The organism is Nocardia sp. NPDC127606 (genome assembly GCF_042671725.1).
GTDB lineage: Bacteria > Actinomycetota > Actinomycetes > Mycobacteriales > Mycobacteriaceae > Nocardia.
Window position 1 is genome coordinate 196,908 of record NZ_JBHXWQ010000006.1, and the last position, 17,563, is coordinate 214,470.

15 protein-coding genes are annotated in these 17,563 nt (G+C 68.2%); 9 read left to right on the top strand and 6 right to left on the bottom strand.

Features of this window, described 5'->3' with window-relative positions; genetic code table 11:
* Window positions 1-13 precede the first annotated feature (13 nt).
* Both ACFVJ5_RS25455 and ACFVJ5_RS25460 read left to right on the top strand, forming a co-directional pair.
* Window positions 14-232 (top strand): antitoxin, encoded by a 219-nt coding sequence (locus tag ACFVJ5_RS25455; RefSeq protein WP_379223689.1) that lies wholly within the window; start codon window positions 14-16, stop codon window positions 230-232.
* Window positions 223-648 carry a PIN domain nuclease gene (locus ACFVJ5_RS25460; protein WP_379223690.1) on the top strand — a complete coding sequence of 142 codons (426 nt, stop codon included), beginning with the start codon at window positions 223-225 and terminating at the stop codon, window positions 646-648. The genes ACFVJ5_RS25455 and ACFVJ5_RS25460 overlap by 10 nt, the downstream gene beginning before the upstream one ends.
* A 23-nt stretch (window positions 649-671) precedes the next feature.
* Here ACFVJ5_RS25460 and ACFVJ5_RS25465 read toward each other — a convergent pair whose 3' ends face one another.
* The 4 genes from ACFVJ5_RS25465 to ACFVJ5_RS25480 form a co-directional block, all read right to left on the bottom strand.
* Complete coding sequence (locus ACFVJ5_RS25465; protein ID WP_379223692.1) at window positions 672-1,619, bottom strand: alpha/beta fold hydrolase; 948 nt, start codon at window positions 1,617-1,619, stop codon at window positions 672-674.
* Window positions 1,620-2,070: 451 nt separating this feature from the next.
* A complete protein-coding gene (locus tag ACFVJ5_RS25470; RefSeq protein WP_379223694.1) occupies window positions 2,071-3,375 on the bottom strand; it encodes a cytochrome P450 in 1,305 nt (434 codons plus the stop codon).
* A gap of 234 nt (window positions 3,376-3,609) precedes the next feature.
* A complete protein-coding gene (ychF, locus tag ACFVJ5_RS25475) occupies window positions 3,610-4,689 on the bottom strand; it encodes a redox-regulated ATPase YchF (protein ID WP_358120547.1) in 1,080 nt (359 codons plus the stop codon).
* Between the two features lie 112 nt (window positions 4,690-4,801).
* Window positions 4,802-5,719 (bottom strand): zinc-binding alcohol dehydrogenase family protein, encoded by a 918-nt coding sequence (locus tag ACFVJ5_RS25480; protein WP_379223696.1) that lies wholly within the window; start codon window positions 5,717-5,719, stop codon window positions 4,802-4,804.
* 193 nt (window positions 5,720-5,912) lie between these two features.
* Between ACFVJ5_RS25480 and ACFVJ5_RS25485 the strand changes: the two genes are divergently transcribed.
* The 7 genes from ACFVJ5_RS25485 (at window position 5,913) to ACFVJ5_RS25515 (ending at window position 12,648) form a co-directional block, all read left to right on the top strand.
* Entirely contained in the window at window positions 5,913-6,743 is an 831-nt protein-coding gene (locus tag ACFVJ5_RS25485) for a helix-turn-helix domain-containing protein (protein ID WP_379223698.1), read from the top strand.
* Between the two features lie 16 nt (window positions 6,744-6,759).
* Window positions 6,760-7,170, top strand: a complete 411-nt coding sequence (locus ACFVJ5_RS25490) for a VOC family protein (RefSeq protein WP_379223700.1) — start codon at window positions 6,760-6,762, stop codon at window positions 7,168-7,170.
* A 125-nt stretch (window positions 7,171-7,295) separates the two neighbouring features.
* Window positions 7,296-9,548 (top strand): carbon starvation CstA family protein, encoded by a 2,253-nt coding sequence (locus ACFVJ5_RS25495; protein ID WP_379223702.1) that lies wholly within the window; start codon window positions 7,296-7,298, stop codon window positions 9,546-9,548.
* 2 nt (window positions 9,549-9,550) lie between these two features.
* Window positions 9,551-9,826 carry a YbdD/YjiX family protein gene (locus ACFVJ5_RS25500; RefSeq protein WP_379223965.1) on the top strand — a complete coding sequence of 92 codons (276 nt, stop codon included), beginning with the start codon at window positions 9,551-9,553 and terminating at the stop codon, window positions 9,824-9,826.
* A gap of 55 nt (window positions 9,827-9,881) precedes the next feature.
* The gene (locus ACFVJ5_RS25505; RefSeq protein WP_379223703.1) at window positions 9,882-11,417 is read left to right on the top strand and encodes an AlkA N-terminal domain-containing protein; all 1,536 of its coding nucleotides are present in this window, start codon (window positions 9,882-9,884) and stop codon (window positions 11,415-11,417) included.
* Window positions 11,410-11,922: a methylated-DNA--[protein]-cysteine S-methyltransferase gene (locus ACFVJ5_RS25510; protein ID WP_379223705.1), complete on the top strand. Its 513-nt coding sequence runs from the start codon at window positions 11,410-11,412 to the stop codon at window positions 11,920-11,922. The genes ACFVJ5_RS25505 and ACFVJ5_RS25510 overlap by 8 nt, the downstream gene beginning before the upstream one ends.
* Before the next feature lie 75 nt (window positions 11,923-11,997).
* The gene (locus ACFVJ5_RS25515) at window positions 11,998-12,648 is read left to right on the top strand and encodes a YitT family protein (protein ID WP_379223707.1); all 651 of its coding nucleotides are present in this window, start codon (window positions 11,998-12,000) and stop codon (window positions 12,646-12,648) included.
* 31 nt (window positions 12,649-12,679) lie between these two features.
* Here the strand turns inward: ACFVJ5_RS25515 and ACFVJ5_RS25520 are convergent, their stop codons facing one another.
* Both ACFVJ5_RS25520 and ACFVJ5_RS25525 read right to left on the bottom strand, forming a co-directional pair.
* A complete protein-coding gene (locus ACFVJ5_RS25520) occupies window positions 12,680-16,156 on the bottom strand; it encodes an AAA family ATPase (RefSeq protein ID WP_379223708.1) in 3,477 nt (1,158 codons plus the stop codon).
* Window positions 16,157-16,205: 49 nt separating this feature from the next.
* A complete protein-coding gene (locus ACFVJ5_RS25525; protein WP_379223710.1) occupies window positions 16,206-17,393 on the bottom strand; it encodes an exonuclease SbcCD subunit D in 1,188 nt (395 codons plus the stop codon).
* Between the last annotated feature and the right edge of the window lie 170 nt (window positions 17,394-17,563).

Here is a 17,563-nt window from a genome sequence, read left to right on the forward strand (position 1 = left end):
GGAGGTAGCGACCATGACAGATATCCTCATTCGGGACGTCCCGGAAGCCTCGATCCGCGAAGTCGACCGCCGCGCCGAAGAGTTGGGAATCTCTCGGGGGGAGTTCTTGCGGCGTTGGCTCGCGCGGGACTTTCAGCGAACTGTGCCTGTCACCGTCGGCGACCTGAATCGTGTCGCCGAGCTCGCACAGGACCTGGACAACCCCGAGGTCATGAGGCGCGCGTGGTCGTGAGTCCACGCCCGTGGCTGATCGACAAATCCGCCCTCGTCCGCATCGGCGCCGCGCCGGACGCGCACGTATGGGCCGACCGCATCGAACGTGGGATGGTTCGCATCGCCACGGTCACCCTGCTGGAAACCGGCTACTCCGCACGCACCGCGACAGATCTCGCCCAGCTGCTGGATATGCCCCCGCTCGCGAACATGCCGGTCGAATACCAGACGCCCACGGCGGAAGACCGCGCGCTGGAAGTACTCCGAGAACTCGCCGTACGTGGTCATCACCGGGCGCCTTCGATCCCTGATCTCCTGATCGCCGCGATTGCCGAACGCTCGAAACTCACCGTCCTCCACGCCGACAAGGACTTCGAGCTCATCGCCGACGTCACCGGCCAATCCGTCCAGCGTCTCCAGTTCGACGAGAGCTGATACGGCGGCGGTGGCCGGCTGACTCAGGCTGCGAGGGCCAGCTGGGCGCGGGCGGGCTGGTCGGCGCGGGCGACCAGGCGGGCGATGGCCTGGGCGACCTGGGCGGGCTGTTCGAGGATGACCGAGTGACCCGCGCCGTCGATCTGGACGAAGTCGGCGTAGTCGACGGCGGCGGCCATGGCGACCGAATGCGACGGCGGCGTCATCAGGTCGGCGGAGCCGCACAGGATCATGGTGGGGATGGTCGAGAGGGTGGCCAGTGCGGCGGTGCGGTCGAAGGTCTTGAAGGCGCTCAGGAAGGTGGCCATGGTCACGATCGACGTCGCGTTGTGCATCGCTTCCGCGAGCGCGAGCACGCGCTGGCTGACCTTGCGATCACCGAACTCGGCGGTGCGCACGACCGGGGCGAAGACCTTGCAGGCCAGTACCTTCGCGTGCTGCATCAGACGCGGTGCGCGCCGCACCGCGGCCTGGAAAACCGGGACGATCGGGTTGTGCAGCAGTCGGCCGAAACCCGCGTCGGCGAGCCCGCTCGCGGCGGTGGCGACGAGACCGACACCGACGATGCGGGTCCCGACCTCGTGCCGGTACTGGTCGACGTAGGTCAGCACGGTCATCCCACCCATAGAATGCCCGACCAGCACGACCGGCCCGGTCAACGCGACAACGTCGAGCACGTCGTGCAGATCATGACCGAGCTGTTCGATGTTGTAGGTCTTCCTCGACGCGATAGCGGAGTCGCCGTGCCCGCGATGGTCGTAGCAGACGACCTTGGCACCGGAGTGCTCGCGCAGCAGCGCGTCCCGCACATCCGTCCACGATTCGGTCCGCAGGCAATGCCCGTGAATCAGGACAACCGTCAGGTCCGCATGCCGTTCGCCGTACTCACGAACCGCGAGCTCCACCCCGTCACCGGTCGACACCGCGACACGACGCTCCGCCGAGTGGGCGATTGTGCTGATGTTCGACATCGGAGCCTCCGGGTTCGCGGGGTGGTGACAACATCCACTCTGCGCCGAATCGGGGCCCCTCATCAGGGCCCCGAGTACTGAGCCGGCTCCCCCGAGGGTGCACAGAACACCACCTTGGTGCCGCGGCCGCGTCAGCTCCGTTCGACGGCGAGCCACAACTCGCACGTCGCGGTGCTGAAGTCGTCGGCCCGTTCGAGCACCGAGACGATGGACGGACCGGGACGCAGTCGCCACGGGTTCGAGGGGAACCACTCCGTCGCTGTCGACCGTCATCCGTCGCCGACGGATGTAGTCGGACAACGGCATCGCCGCCAAAGACGAGAACATCCGTCGCAGGTGGTACTCGGTAGTTCCCGATCGCGAGGCGAACGCATCGACGTCGACCTCCGCACCGAGGTGCTCTTCCACCACAGTGACGAGGTGGTTCGTTCAGAACGAGGTCACACGCGGGTCAGCCGATGGGCGAGTGGCTGCGGACGCGCGGGCCGGTGTGCGCGGGAAGGTGCTGATAACCGTGCAGGGTGAACAGCGGCCGGCGGGTGGGCGGATCGGTCAATCGCAGGTCCGGAAACGTCTCGAACAGCGCGCGCAGGGCATGCGCCGCTTCCATCCGGGCCAGACCGGCGCCGAGGCACACATGGCTGCCGCTGCTGAAGGACAGATGATTCTTGGCGTTGTCCCTGCTTATGTCGAACCGGGACGGGTCGGTGAACACGGCGGGGTCGCGGTTCGCGCCGGCCAGCGACAGCACCACGGTCGACCCCTCGCGCAACCGGACACCACCGACCTCCAGCGCCGTCCTGGTGGTGCGAGCGGTGGACTGCACCGGCGGATCGATCCGGAGGATCTCCTCCACCGCGTTGGGCCAGAGTTCCGGCTCGGCACGCAACCGGGCCAGCTGTTCGGGGTGCTGGAGCAGCCAGACGATGCCCTTGCCGATCAGGTTGACCGTGGTCTCGAAGCCCGCGGCCATCAGCAGGGTCGCCGACGCGCACAGTTCGTAGGTGGACAGATCACCCGAGGTGACCATGCTGCTGAGGATATCGTCGCCGGGCTCGGCGCGGAGTCGCCCGAGGTGCTCGACGAGGTACCCGTGCAGTCGCTCCGAGGATTCCATCGCCCGCTGGTGGGTCTGCCACGAGATCCCGAGGTCGAGCAACGGACTGATCTCGTCACCCCAGTGCAGGAACATCTCGCGGTCGGCGTCCGGGAAGCCGAGCATCTCGGAGATGATGGCGATGGGCACCTGCGCCGCGTACCGCGTCACCAGGTCGGTTGGCCCGTCCTCGGGCAGCGCCGAGAGCAGTTCCCCGGTGACCGTCTCGATCCTGTCGCGCAGCCGGGCGATGGCACGCGGGGTGAACGCCGCGGAGACCGGTTTGCGCATCCGGCTGTGCTCGGGCTCGTCGACCACCAGCATCGACGGCGGATCCATCAGATTCGGGGGAAGGGGCCGATGCTCCAGCGCGCGCATCACCGGCCCCGGCACGCCGAACACAGTCGGTATACCGACACCGAAACGGTTGTCGCGCAGGATTTCCCGGACCATATCGTGATCGAAGGTGATCCATACCGGAAGGGCCCGGATCAACCCGCCCTCCCCGCGCATCTCCTCGATCAGTGCGTACGGATTCTCGATACCCTCCGCGCCACCGATCAATCGAGCGAACGGATTGCCACGACGGAGCAGAATCTTCTTGAACAGCAGAACCAACCCGTGATTGTTGAACCACCGATACATGTAATGCGGTTTCATCGAGCCCTCCGTCGTTGAGCCGGCGCATCCTGTGGGTGCAACGAATATCACACGGATGTAACGAACATCACAGGCCACGCGGGGCCGACGGAATGGGATCTCGAGACGACGAGGAGGTAGCACGGTGTCCGACGAGCGACCGAGGTCGAGCAGCACGGGACAGCGCTGATCAAGACCTCACCGAAGGCAGATCATGCGCCTGCAGCTTCGCCGATTGACCGCAGGCGCAAGGGATTACACGTTGAAGCGGAAGTCGCAGACGTCGCCGTCGTGCATGACATATTCCTTGCCTTCCATGCGGACCTTGCCCGCGGCCTTGGCAGCGGCCATGGAACCTGCTTCGACCAGGTCGTCGAAGGCGACGAGTTCGACCTTGATGAACCCGCGTTCGAAATCGGTGTGGATGACGCCGGCTGCCTTGGGGGCGGTGTCGCCCTGGTGGATGGTCCAGGCTCGGGATTCCTTGGGGCCTGCGGTGAGGTAGGTCTGCAGTCCGAGGGTGTGGAAACCGGCGCGGGCGAGGGCGTGCAGGCCGGGTTCGGTCTGGCCGATGGATTCCAGGAGTTCGAGGGCGGACTCGTCGTCGAGTTCGAGGAGTTCGGCTTCGACCTTGGCGTCGAGGAAGACGGCGTCGGCGGGGGCGACGGAGGCCTTCAGCTCAGCGATCTTGGCTTCGTCGGTGAGGACGGACTCGTCGGCGTTGAAGACGTAGAGGAACGGCTTGATGGTGAGCAGGGAGAGCTCACGCAGCAGGTCGGCGTCGATCTTCTTGCCCGCGGCGAACAGCGTGGTGCCCTCGTTGAGGAAACCCTCGGCGACCTTGGCCGCGTCGAGCAGGGGCTTGCGGTCCTTCTTGACCCTGGCTTCCTTCTCGAGGCGCGGGATGGCCTTCTCGAGGGTTTGCAGATCGGCGAGGATGAGCTCGGTTTCGATGACCTCGATGTCGGCGGCGGCGTCGACCCGGCCGTCGACGTGGATCACGTCGTCGTCGGCGAACACGCGCACGACCTGGCAGATCGCGTCGGCCTCACGGATATTGGCGAGGAACTTGTTGCCGAGTCCGGCGCCTTCGGAGGCGCCCTTCACGATGCCGGCGATGTCGACGAACGACACCACCGCGGGGACGATCTTCTCGGAACCGAAGATCTCGGCGAGCTTGTTCAGGCGCGGGTCGGGCAGCGGGACCACGCCGACGTTGGGCTCGATGGTCGCGAACGGGTAGTTCGCGGCCAGCACGTCGTTCTTGGTCAGCGCGTTGAACAGCGTCGACTTTCCGACATTGGGCAGGCCGACGATTCCGAGGGTGAGGCTCACTGTGTTTATCTTGCCGCACCTGCGGCGCGGCGGGTTCGCGGCCCCCTTGTGGCCCGCTGGTCAGGCACCTGACCAGCGAGCCGGACCGCGAACGGCCCTCCCGAAGGATCTGTCAGGGAACGAGGACGACCTTGCCCAGGTTGGCGCGCTGCTCGATGACCGCGTGCGCGGCAGCGGCGTCGTCGAGGGCGAACTCGGCATGCACGACCGGGTGCAGCAGGCCGGAGGCGTAGTACTGCCAGACCTCCTGGCGCAGGTCCTCGTAGCGAGCCGGGTCGCGCTGGGCGAGACGGCCGATCCGGAAACCGGTGAGGGATTTGCCGCCCGCGAGGAGATCTTCGGTGTCGATGAGGCCGCCGCCGGTGCCGTAGGTGACCGCGCGACCTCCTTCGGCGAGACCGGCGAGGGTGCCGCCGAGGCCGGTGCCACCGACACCGTCGAGGGCGTAATCGGCCTGCTTGCCGCAGTGCAGCTGGTCGTAGGTGAACACCTCGTCGGCGCCGAGTTCACGCACGAAATCGACCTTCGACTCGTCGGAGACCGCGCCGACCACCCAGCTCGCGCCACGCACGCGGGCCAGCTGCACCGCGAGGTGGCCGACACCACCCGCGGCGGCGGTGACCAGGGCGGTTTCGCCCTCGCGCGGTACGGCGGTGCCCAGTGCGCCGAGAGCGACGAGACCGCTGCGCATCAGGGCGACGGCGTCGACGGCGGACGCGCCGTCAGGGATAGCCGAGACCTGGTCGATCGCGAGGACGACGTACTCGGCGTACGCGTCAGCCGTGCACAGGCCGACCACGCGGTATCCGGCGCTGTAGCCGTCGACCCCGTCACCGACCGCGACGACCTCACCGGCCACCTCGGCGCGGACCTGCTCAGCGTCGCCACTGATCCGACGAATCGCCGACAGGGTCACCCCGATCGCCTCGACCCGCACCAGCAGCTCACCGGCACCGGGCACCGGCACCTCGGCCGCGACGACTTCGAGCGCCTCCGAACCACTGCCGCGCTCGTATTGAACCCGCCGCATGACACCTCCTACGTAAATTGAGCGAAGGCGCAAGATTAACCGGCTGACCTCGCGTTTCCACAGACCGTGAGCCCGTGAGTGCGAAATCTCACCGCCTCCGCCGCGCTGCGGAGAGCACCTTCACGGTCCGGTTACCCCGCGGCGATGCCCGAGATGCGTGGGCAATCCCACACGCCCGGCGTAGCGTTGCCGTATGGAGGCGACCACGGAGGTGGTGACCGCGGCCCCCGCGCCGGTGCTGGCAGCGTTCATCGACCGGTACGTGGGCTATCGACTCGCGGGTTTCGAGCCGGGCTTGCATCGCGGCCTCCCCTCACGGCACATGACGTTCATCGTCGCCATCGGCCCGACCATCGACGTCGTCGAGCAGACCGACCCGCACCAGGCCCCCGGCAGCTACCGCTGTGTCTTGAGCGGCCTGCAGGCGAGCCCGGCGATGATCGCGCACACCGGCTTTCAGGAAGGTGTCGCGATCGAGCTGACCCCGCTGGGGTGCCGGGTGCTGTTCGGCATGCCCGCGAGCGAACTGTGGGACATGTCGATCGAATGCTCCCAAGCACAAAGCACTCTGGGCGATCAACTCGCCGATGCCGTGCAGTCGCACCAGGATTGGCCGAGCCGGTTCGCCGCGTGCGATCGAGCCTTGACCGCCGCGGCACGCACCGACACGCTGGCCGGACCCGAATTGACGTGGGCCTGGCACGCTCTCGTGAAAACCGGCGGCACCTGCTCGATCACCCCGCTCGCCGATCGGATCGGCTGGACCCGCCAGCACCTGACCCGCAAGTTCACCGCCGAATTCGGCGCGAGCCCCAAGCTGGCCGCGCGGATCATCCGATTCGAGCGAGCCAAGCGCATGCTGGCAGGCACCCCCTCCTATGTCTCCATCGCCCAGATCGCGACTACCTGTGGCTACTACGACCAGGCGCACCTGAACCGCGACTTCGCCGAGCTGGCGGGCGTGGCCCCCACCGCCTGGCTCGCCGAGGAGATTCCATCCGTCCAAGACCCGAACGGCCCATAAGCGCGAGGCTGAACACATGGACACCACAGCTGACAACCGGACCACCATCTGGCCGTGCCTCGCCTTCGACGACGCCCGCGCCATGATCGAGTTCCTCACCACCGCCTTCGGTTTCGAAGCGACCGCGGTCTACGCCAGGGAAAACGACGACTCGGTCGTCGAACACGGTGAACTGCGTTGGCCGGGCGGCGGCGGCATCATGTTCGGCTCCACCGGCCGCGACGACACCCCGTTCGGCACCCGGCCACCGGGCGTCGCCAATCTCTACCTCGTCACCGACAACCCCGACGCGCTCTACGACAGGGCGAAGGCCGCCGGCGCGACGATCATCCGCGACCTGCGCGACGAGGACTACGGCTCCCGCGGCTTCAGTGCCGCCGACCCGGAAGGCAACCTCTGGAGCTTCGGAACGTACCGAGGCGAATGACCTGCTGAACAAAATTTCATTCTGCGCACGATCGTGTGCGAACCTCTCCGTCGCAGTTCGGCGATCGGCTACGTTGTCGATTGCTTCACCCGAGGCTCTGCGCGTTATACAGGAGAGTTGAGTCAATGGCGACCATCGAACATCTGCGGACCGACCCGGACTTGCCTCCGGTCGGTGTCGTCGATCGCACGCCGATCACGCCCGCCAAGAAGGCCGTGTTCGCGGGGATCGCCGTTCTCGGCGCCGTCGCGTGGGCGATCATCGCGTTCGTGCGCGGCGAGTCCGTGAACGCGGTGTGGATCGTGATCGCGGCGGTCTGTACCTACATCATCGCCTACCGCTTCTACGCGCGGTTCATCGAGTGGAAGATCACCAAGCCACGCGACGACGTGGCCACGCCCGCCGAAATCTATGACAACGGCAAAGATTTCATGCCGATGGACCGGCGGGTGCTCTACGGGCACCACTTCGCCGCCATCGCGGGCGCAGGCCCGCTGGTCGGTCCGGTACTGGCCGCGCAGATGGGCTATCTGCCCGGCACCATCTGGATCGTCGTCGGCGTGGTGTTCGCCGGCGCGGTGCAGGACTACCTGGTGCTGTGGGCCTCGACCCGTCGACGCGGCCGCAGCCTCGGCCAGATGGCGCGTGACGAGCTCGGCGTCGTCGGCGGTGTCGCGGCGATCGTGGCGATCCTGGTGATCATGACGATCCTGCTGGCGGTGCTGGCGCTGGTGGTGGTGAACGCGCTCGGTGAGAGCCCGTGGGGTGTGTTCTCCATCGCGATGACCGTCCCGATCGCCCTGTTCATGGGCGTCTATCTGCGGTATCTGCGCCCGGGTGCGGTCGGCGAGGTCTCCGCGATCGGCATCGTGTTGCTGCTGGCCGCGATCATCGGCGGCGGCTGGGTATCCGAAACCGAGTGGGGCGCTGACTGGTTCACCCTGTCGCGCACCACCATCGCGTGGTGCCTGATCGCCTACGGCTTCATCGCCTCGGTGCTGCCGGTGTGGCTGCTGCTCGCCCCGCGCGACTACCTGTCGACGTTCATGAAGGTCGGCACGATCGTGCTGCTCGCCGTCGGCATCCTGATCACGATGCCGGTGCTGAAGGCGCCCGCCGTCTCCGAATTCGCGCACACCGGCAACGGTCCCGCGTTCGCGGGCAGTCTGTTCCCGTTCCTGTTCATCACCATCGCCTGCGGTGCGCTTTCGGGTTTCCACGCGCTGGTCTCCTCCGGCACGACGCCGAAACTGATGGCCAAGGAATCCAACGCCAGGATGATCGGCTACGGCGGCATGCTGATGGAGTCGTTCGTCGCGATCATGGCGATCATCACCGCCTCGATCATCGACCAGCACCTGTACTTCGGCATGAACGCCTCGGCCGGACTCACCGGCGGCACGGCCGAAGGCGCCGCCAAGTTCACGAATTCGCTCGGCCTGTCCGGTCCGCCCGCCACGCCGGAACTGTTCACCGACGCGGCCGCCGAAGTGGGCGAGAAGTCGATCGTCTCGCGCACCGGTGGCGCACCGACCCTGGCGGTCGGCATCTCCGAGGTCTTCTCCCAGTTCCTCGGCGGCTCGACGATGAAGGCCTTCTGGTACCACTTCGCGATCATGTTCGAGGCGCTGTTCATCCTCACCACCATCGACGCGGGCACGCGTGTGGCGCGCTTCCTGGTCTCGGACGCGCTCGGCAACTTCGGCGGCGGATTCAAGAAGTTCCGTGATCCGTCGTGGCGGATCGGCGCCTGGCTGTGCTCGCTGATCGTGGTCGCGGGCTGGGGTGGGGTGCTGCTGATGGGCGTCAACGACCCGTTCGGTGGCATCAACGCGCTGTATCCGCTGTTCGGCATCGCCAACCAGCTGCTCGCCGCGATCGCGCTCACCGTGGTGCTCACGATCATTGTCAAGCGCGGGCAGTGGAAGTGGGCGTGGATTCCCGGTGTTCCGCTGGCCTGGGATCTGCTGGTCACGATGACCGCGTCCTGGCAGAAGATCTTCTCCGACGATCCCAAGCTCGGTTACTGGAAGCAGCACAGCCTGTGCCAGGCGGCCAAGGACGCGGGCAAGGCCTGCCTGACGGCCAAGACGCCCGAGCAGGTCGACATCGCGATCCGCAACACCTTCATCCAGGGCACGCTGTCGATCGTGTTCGCGGTGCTGGTGCTGATCGTCACCGTCGTCGGTGTGCTGGTGTGCGCGAAGGCGATTCGTACGGGCACGGTGACCAGCACCGAGTCCGAGGAACAGCCGTCGAAGATCTTCGCTCCGAGCGGTTTTGTCGCCACCTCCGCCGAGAAGGACGTGCAGAAGGAGTGGGACGTGCTGATCGCCGAGGGCAAGGTGAGCGCGCCCGGATCGGCGCACGTCTCTTGAGTGTGATCAGGGACGCGGACGGCCGGTTCAGTGGATCGGCCGTCCGCGCCCCGGCGGTCCCCGCGGCCACTGGGCCCCGCGAGATTCTCCGACGCGTCTGGGCGGCGATGCGTGGCGTCGCCCGCTGGTACAGCGCGATCAACGGCGGCCAGGATTACCAGCGCTATGTCGACCACTTTCGTCGCACGCACCCGGGGGCCCCGGTGCCGTCCGTGCGCGACTACTGGCGCGAACGCTATGCCGAAGCCGAGCGCAATCCCACCAATCGCTGCTGCTGATCGCGGTTCGAGGCACGCGGGATCGGTGGCCGATTTCCGCTAGCACCCCGTTCCGATGGGTGCCATTGTGGAACTCGTGACCATCACTGCTTTGGACTTCGAGGGCTGCTACCGGGCGGTCTCCACCCGCGACTCCCGCTTCGACGGGCAGTTCTTCACCGCGGTGCGCACGACCGGCATCTACTGCAGGCCCTCGTGCCCGGCGATCACACCCAAGCGGGCCAATGTGTCGTTCCTGCCCACCGCGGCGGCGGCTCAGCAGGCCGGCTATCGCGCCTGCCGCCGGTGCCTGCCCGATGCCGCGCCCGGGTCTCCCCTGTGGAATGTGCGGGCCGACCTGGCCGCGCGCGCCATGCGGCTGATCGGCGACGGGGTGATCGAGCGCGGTGGGGTGCCCGGGCTGGCCGCCACCCTCGGCTATTCGCAGCGCCAGCTCACGCGCGTGCTCACCACCGAACTCGGGGCCGGGCCGCTCGCGCTGGCCAGGGCGCATCGCGCGCACACCGCTCGGCTGCTCATCCAGACCACCGAGATGCCGATGTCGGATATCGCGTTCGCGGCGGGGTTCGCCAGCATTCGGCAATTCAACGACACCGTGCGCGAGGTCTTCGCGGTGAGTCCGACGACGATGCGGACCGAATTACGCCGGTCGCCGCGCGCCGATGTCGTCGCGCCCGGCACGCCCGGATTGCTGACGTTGCGGCTGCCGTACCGCGAGCCGCTCGACACCGGGTGGCTGACCTGGTTCCTCTCGGCGCACGCGGTGCCCGGGATGGAACTGTGGGAGGACGGCGTGTACACGCGCAGCCTGCGTACTCCGCACGGGCACGCGACGATTCGGCTGTCGTTCCAGCCGGGGCATGTGCGGGCGGAGTTGGCGTTGCGGGATATGCGAGATCTGGCGCCGACCGTGGCGCGGGTGCGGCATCTGCTCGATCTGGACGCGGATCCGATGGGGATCGACGGCGCGCTCGGCATCGATCGGTCGGCGGGAGCCGGTGAACACGGTGGTGAGCGCGAGTTCACGCCGGGCATCCGGGTGCCGGGATGCCTCGAGGGCTCGGAATTGTTGTTGTGCACCATGATCGGGCAGCAGATCTCCGTGCGGGCGGCCCGAACGCATATCGCGCGGCTGGTGGATGCGCTCGGTGAGCCTATCGACGGGCCGGTGCCGCGACTGTTTCCCACGGCTGAGGCGGTCGCCGAACACGGCGCCGAGGTGCTGACCGGGCCCGCGCGCCGGGTAAGGGCGATCGTGGCGGCGGCGCGAGCGATCGCGGACGGCGAACTGGTCCTGCATTCCGGGCGTACCGCCGACGACCTGCGGCGGGACCTGCTCGCACTCGAGGGGGTCGGGCCGTGGACGGCCGACTACGTCACCATGCGATCGCTGGCCGATCCCGACATCCTGCTCGACACCGACCTGGTCCTGCGCCAAGGAGCCGCGCAGGCCGGGATCGACCTCGCCGACACCACCCGCTGGGCGCCGTGGCGCTCCTATCTGTCCATGCACTTGTGGAAGACCGCGCTCGAACATCGTGGCGCGCTTGTCCGTGAACCTTCTCCTCAGGAAGCGAAAAACCATGACTGACACTGCTCTTCGTCTCGCCGATGTCGCCACCGTCAGCACGCCGATCGGCCCGTTCACCACCATCGTCGATGCCGACGGCGCCGTGCTCGCCTCGGGCTGGACCGGCGACCCGACCACACTGACCGGCTTGATCCACGCGACATTGCGCCCGGCCGAACTGCGGCAACGGGATTCGCTCGGCGCGGTGACCAAGGCAGTCGTCGGCTATCACGCAGGTGATCTCACCGCGATCGACGCGATCGCGGTGCGTCAACAGTCCGGCGAATTCCTCGTCCATGCCTGGGAAGTCCTGCGCAAGGTACCGGCCGGTGAACCGGTCACCTACACGGAGTTCGCCGGACTCTCCGGGCGTCCGGCAGCCACGCGGGCCGCGGCCAACGCCTGCGCGCGCAACTCCGCCGCGCTGTTCGTGCCGTGCCATCGTGTGCTGCGGATCGGCGGGGCGCTCGGCGGGTTCCGATGGGGGCTGGAAGCCAAGGCCTGGTTGCTCGCGCACGAAAGCTAGCATCGGCGGGCAATCAGGCCAGTGATCGACGATTGGCTCTTTTTTTCAGGTCCAGTAGGCCGGATTCTGTTACCTATGCTCACTCGTCGATTGGTCGCGCTGTACGTCGGTTTGTGGTTGTACGGCACCTCGATGGCAGTGATGATCCGAGCAGGACTCGGGCTCGACCCGTGGGACGTGTTCCACCAAGGGGTCGCAGGGCACGTGCCGTTGAGTTTCGGTGTGGTGACCGCGCTGACCGGGATCGCCGTGCTGCTCGCGTGGATTCCGCTGCGGCAGCGGCCGGGGCTGGGGACCGTCAGCAATGTGGTGGTGATCGCGATCGCGGTCGACGCCGGGCTGTGGTTGATCCCCGCCGTGGACGGCTTGTGGCTGCGGGTGCTGGCCATGCTCGCCGCCGTGGTGGTGAACGCGGCGGCGACGGTGCTCTACATCGGCGCGGGAATGGGTCCAGGTCCGCGTGATGGACTGATGACTGGACTGGTCGCACGGACCGGTTGGCCGGTGTGGTCGGTTCGGACCGGGATCGAGGTCTCGGTGTTGACCACCGGGTGGTTCCTCGGCGGCAGCGTGGGAATCGGCACGCTGGTCTATGCCTTCGGAATCGGTCCGCTGGTCCAGCTGATGATCCCGTTCGCCGACGGCAAGCTTCCCGGATTCACACCGCTCGCGCGTCACGAAAAGGTGCCATCCGTGGAGCTTCCACAGGCTCCCGCCGCGCCGTGACAGCGCGGTGGTGACGGCATCTCCGGGCGGGCTAGGCGACGGTGGCTTCCAGTCGCGATCCTGCCCGGCCGCGCACCACGTGGAGGCGGCTGGGGATGCGCTGGCGCATTTCGTCTACGTGGCTGACGACGCCGACCACCCGGCCGTTCGCGCGCAGTTCGTCGAGGACACCCATGACGGCGTCGAGGGTGTCGGCATCGAGGCTGCCGAAGCCTTCGTCGATGAACAGGGTGTCCAGGACCAGCCCGCCGGTTTCGGCGGCGACCACGTCGGCGAGGCCGAGCGCCAATGCCAGGGAGGCCATGAAGGTTTCGCCGCCGGACAGCGTTTTCGCCGAGCGGATCGCGCCGGTGTAGTCGTCGCGGACATCGAGCCCGAGGCCGCCGCGCCTGCCCCGTGGGCCCGCCTTGTCCGAGTGGACGAATTCGTAACGGCCACCGGACATCCGGCGCAGACGCAGTGATCCCGCGACCGCGACCTCTTCGAGCCGTGCGGCGAGAACATAGGAGCGCAACGACATTCGCCGGTTGTTCTCGCCCCTGCCCGCGACCACTTCCGCCAGGCCCGCCAGCTCGTCGAAGACACGCTGCTCGGGCGCGATCCGCTCGACCTCACCCCACAGCTGCGTCCCCAGCTGCTCGAGCTGGGCGACTCGCTCGGTCGCCGCCGACCGGTCCGCCACCGCCGCGGTGAGCGCGCTCTGCGCTTCGGTGAAGCGCTGCTCGAGCGCGTTCAGATCGCCCGGCGTCTGCTCGGCGACAGCCTGGATCCGCGGCTCGGCGAGCACCGTCTCGGCATGTGCGCGGGCCCGGTCCGCGGCGGTGAGTTCGGCTTCGATCGCGGCCTGCTGCTGCGCCGTCCGCGCGACGGCGGTGACGACCTGGGCGTAGGCAGTCAGCAGGGCGATGTCGTCGCGAGGTGGTGCCGGTTCGACCGCCGGGACATCATGGACCGGCTCGTCGTCGACTTGCTCGGCATCGAGGGGTTCGTCATCGAAAAGATCGAACAGGCTGGGCATTTCGGGCTCGCTACGGATCGCCCGAGCTCGGCCGCCACTCGCCTCTTCGCGGCCCGTACTCGCCGACTCCTCGGTGCCGCGCTCGCCTGCAGCGGCCGGCTGGGCCTCAACATCCGAATCCACGGTCGAATCCGCACCAACACCGGTCTCGGCAACGACGCCCGTCCCGGTGACGACAACCGCCTCCGAGACAACGCCCGGCTCGGGAATGACGCCCGTATCTGCGTCGGTATCGGCGGCATCGACCGCAGTTCGGCCGGCGGTACGACTCGTCGATTCGTGTGCCTCTCGCTGCGCACTCTCCTCGTATCCCTCCGGGACGAGACCTGCTGTGCGGGCGAGGTTTTCCACGCGGGTGGCGATGGTGCGAACGGCGTCGCGGGCGGTGGCTTCCTCGGTGCGGGCGGCGCGGAGGGTGGTGGCGGCGGTGATGAGGGATTCGAGGCGGGTGGTGCGGGCATCGACGGTGGTGTCGGCGCCCGCGGCGGCACGCAGGCGGGTGGTGAGTTCTTCGAGGCGCGTGCGGGTGGCGGCGATGTTGGCCGTGGTGGTGCCGAGGCGGGCGTCCAAGTCGCGGGACTGGTCGTGCAGGGCGGCTTCCTCGGTGCGCAGGGCCTCGAGGCGGCTGGTGAGGGCGGGGGCGCGCTCGGCGGCTTCGGCCGTGTCGTCGAAGCGGTGGGTGGCGGTGCGGACCGCGTCGGCGAGGGCGACGGGGTCGGCGTCGCCACCGCGCGCGGTCAGCGCCTCGATCTCGCGTTCGATGGCGCTGATGCGTTCGGCGATGCGATCCCGCGCGGCCTCTGCGACCTGTTCGGCCGCCAGCGCGGCGTCCTCGGCCTCCTTGGACACCGCGTCGTCGGTGGGCTGGGCGGGCTCCGGGTGGTCGGCGGACCCGCAGACCGTGCACGGCGCACCCTCGGTGAGCGCGCCCGCGAGTTCGGCGGCCATGCCCGCAAGGCGGCGGGTGCGCAGGTCGAGAACACGCTCCCTGGCGTCGAGGTGGGTGCGCCAGGCGGAGTCGTGTTCACCGCGCGCGGTGTCCAAAGCCGGTCGGCGACGGGCGATCTCGACAGCGGCGGCCGCCGAGTCCTGCCATTTGGTCAGCTCGTTACGAACCCCGGGCAGTGCGGCGGCCGCGTCGGTGGCCTCACGGAGCTGTTCCTGAACAGAACCGATCGCTGTCGGCAGTTCGACCCGGCGCTGCGCCAAGTCCGCCGCACGCCGCGTGAGCTGGGCGGATTCTCGCTCGTGAACGGCGAGATCGTCGGCGAGCCTGCGTGCGATCACCGCATCCGCGCGCACCTCACCGAGCACACCGAGCAGCGCGTTCCACTGACTGATCGCCGCATCGAGATCACCATGGACCTCCACGGCGCCGCCGGCGCTGTTCGGCTCGTCCAGCCCGACGGTCAGCAGGCCCACACCCGCGATATCGGCTGCCGCCGGGGCCCTCAGACGATCGGCCAGATCAGCTGCGGCGCCGCGGGTGGCGGCTTCCGAGCGACGCAGGCCACGGACCGCGGAGCGCGCCTCGTCGATGGCATGGACGACGGGTTCGGCCAGGCGGGCTCGATCGAGTTCGCGTTCGAGTTCGGCGCGGCGAGGAGCGGACGCGGTGTAGGCGGCCAGTTCGGTGTGGGCCGCGGCCATGCGGGTGCGCAGCTCGGTGACGCGGCGTTGCTCTTCGGCTTCGGTGCGGGCCTCGGCCGATTCTTTGTGGCGCAGTTCGGCATTCGTGGTCGCCTCGGCGAGGGCGGTACGCGCGGTGGCCAGCAGTTCCTGAGACCACGTCACCGAGTCCTGGATGCCGATCGATTCCGCGCCGCCGTAACCCGCCGCCATGCCGACCTTGGTGATCAGGCGGTCGATGCCCTGCCTGCGCGTGGTGAGTTCGCTGTCGGCCGCGCGTCGCCGATCCGACAACCATTTCTCGGCGGTACCGAAACGTTGGGTGTCGAAGAGCTTTTCGAGCAGTTTCTCGCGGTCCTCGTTCTCCGCCCGCAGGAATTTGGCGAAGTCACCCTGTGGGAGCAGCACCACCTGGAAGAACTGGTCGGCGCTCATGCCGAGCAGGCGCAGCACCTCGTCGCCGATATCGGTGATGCGCGAGAGGTTCTCACCGCTGCCGTCGAGCCAGGTGAGCGTGGCCTGGGGTTGCAGGAGGCGGGTTCCGGTGCCGTTCTTCTTCGGACGCTCGAATTCGGGCGAGCGGGTCAGGCGCAGCAGGCGGCCGCCGAGCGTGGCCTCGAGCACGACGCTCGGTGGTGTCTGCGGATCGGCGTGGTCGGAGTGCAGGCGCTTGCTCTCACCGCGCGCCCCCGGCACCTTGCCGTAGAGGGCGAAGGCGATGGCGTCGAGGATGGTCGTCTTGCCCGCGCCCGTGTGCCCGTGGAGCAGGAACAGCCCGTCGGCGCCGAGTGCGTCGAAATCGACGACGGTGGTCTCGGCGAACGGTCCGAACGCGGTGAGTTCGAGCCGGTGCAGCCTCACGCGATGCTCCCGGCGACGAGCGCCGACGTCACGAACCCGGCGCGTGGTCTCACGCAGTCAGCTCCGACGGCACCGACTCCTGGGCGGATTCGGCTCGGCCCGAGTCGGTTTCGCGAACCGCCGCGGCCAGCGCCCGCTCCACCCATGCCATCTCCCCCTTGCTCGGTGTGCCACGCACGTCGGTCAGGAAGCTCGCCGCGACCTCGGTGTCGCGACGACCGTGCACCCGCTCGCGGTAGTGCAACTCCGGATTGCCTTCCGGTCGTGCCCATTCCACGTGTACCGCGTGCGGGAACCGCTCGCGCAGCTTACGCATCGGGTCCACCGGACGGGTGGTGTCGGTGATCGTGGCCGACACGTAATGCTCCTCGGCCGCTGCGTATTCGGCGTCGGTGAGCAGGGAATCGATGGTGCCGGTGAGCCTGCTGAGCCCGCGCACCAGCGGCAGCTCGTGACGGTGCACCGCCGCGAGGCCTTTCGCGTCGAGGTCGACGATCCACACCGCCTTGCGATGTGAGCTCTCACCGAACGAATACGGCAGCGGGGATCCGCAGTAGCGCACCGACTCCGAGAGCGTCTGCGGCGAATGCAGGTGTCCCAGCGCCACATAGTCGATGCCGTCGAAGGCCGACATCGACACCGTCTCCACCCCGCCCACCGAGATGGACCGTTCCGAACCCGTCGCCTCGCCGCCGATCACGAACGCGTGTGCCAGGACCACCGTGCGCGTACCGGATCTGGCGGCGATGTCCGCGCGAATCCGGCCCATCGCGGCATCGAGGATCTCCGCGTGTGAGTGCGCCTGGGGCACACCGAGTTCGGTCCGGGTGATCTCCGGTTCCAGGTACGGGATGCCGTAGAAGGCCACGTCGCCGTCGTCGTCGGACAGCACGATCGGCCGGTGCGCGTCGGCGACCCTGGTGCACAGGTGCAAGCCACCGGCCGCGGCGAAGCTCGCGCCCGCGCCGAGCCTGGCAGGCGAGTCGTGATTGCCCGAGGTGGCCACGATCGTCGCGCCCGCCGCCCGGATCGCCTCGAATCCACGATTGCAGACCCCGATGGCATCGGCATTGGGGATGGAGCGGTCGTAGATGTCGCCGGGCACCACCACCACATCGACCGATTCGGCCGCGACCAGCTCCGCGACGGCCGACAGCACCCGCGCCTGATCGGCCAGCAGGTCGACACCGTGAAAGGTGCGCCCGATGTGCCAGTCGGAGGTGTGCAGGATCCGCATGTCGCGAACCGTAGGGCACACCCCCGACAGAATTCAATCGACGCACCACACGCGTGTAATTCATCGGCGTGGCGCGCGAGGCCGCGCACACACCGCCGGGATGTCCGGGGATCCGCCGCCGCCATGCCCGGTTTGCCGGGGAATTGCGAACTTGTCGGTGGCCTCGGGCA

What these genes read in the sequence shown, in the direction of transcription:
- ACFVJ5_RS25455 (WP_379223689.1), top strand. Translation starts at nt 14, where the DNA reads ATGACAGATATCCTCATTCGGGACGTCCCGGAAGCCTCGATCCGCGAA.
- ACFVJ5_RS25505 (WP_379223703.1), top strand. Translation starts at nt 9,882, where the DNA reads ATGGGTGCCATTGTGGAACTCGTGACCATCACTGCTTTGGACTTCGAG.
- ACFVJ5_RS25495 (WP_379223702.1), top strand. Translation starts at nt 7,296, where the DNA reads ATGGCGACCATCGAACATCTGCGGACCGACCCGGACTTGCCTCCGGTC.
- ACFVJ5_RS25490 (WP_379223700.1), top strand. Translation starts at nt 6,760, where the DNA reads ATGGACACCACAGCTGACAACCGGACCACCATCTGGCCGTGCCTCGCC.
- ACFVJ5_RS25515 (WP_379223707.1), top strand. Translation starts at nt 11,998, where the DNA reads ATGCTCACTCGTCGATTGGTCGCGCTGTACGTCGGTTTGTGGTTGTAC.
- ACFVJ5_RS25510 (WP_379223705.1), top strand. Translation starts at nt 11,410, where the DNA reads ATGACTGACACTGCTCTTCGTCTCGCCGATGTCGCCACCGTCAGCACG.
- ACFVJ5_RS25485 (WP_379223698.1), top strand. Translation starts at nt 5,913, where the DNA reads ATGGAGGCGACCACGGAGGTGGTGACCGCGGCCCCCGCGCCGGTGCTG.
- ACFVJ5_RS25480 (WP_379223696.1), bottom strand. Translation starts at nt 5,719, where the DNA reads ATGCGGCGGGTTCAATACGAGCGCGGCAGTGGTTCGGAGGCGCTCGAA.
- ACFVJ5_RS25465 (WP_379223692.1), bottom strand. Translation starts at nt 1,619, where the DNA reads ATGTCGAACATCAGCACAATCGCCCACTCGGCGGAGCGTCGTGTCGCG.
- ACFVJ5_RS25470 (WP_379223694.1), bottom strand. Translation starts at nt 3,375, where the DNA reads ATGAAACCGCATTACATGTATCGGTGGTTCAACAATCACGGGTTGGTT.
- ACFVJ5_RS25525 (WP_379223710.1), bottom strand. Translation starts at nt 17,393, where the DNA reads ATGCGGATCCTGCACACCTCCGACTGGCACATCGGGCGCACCTTTCAC.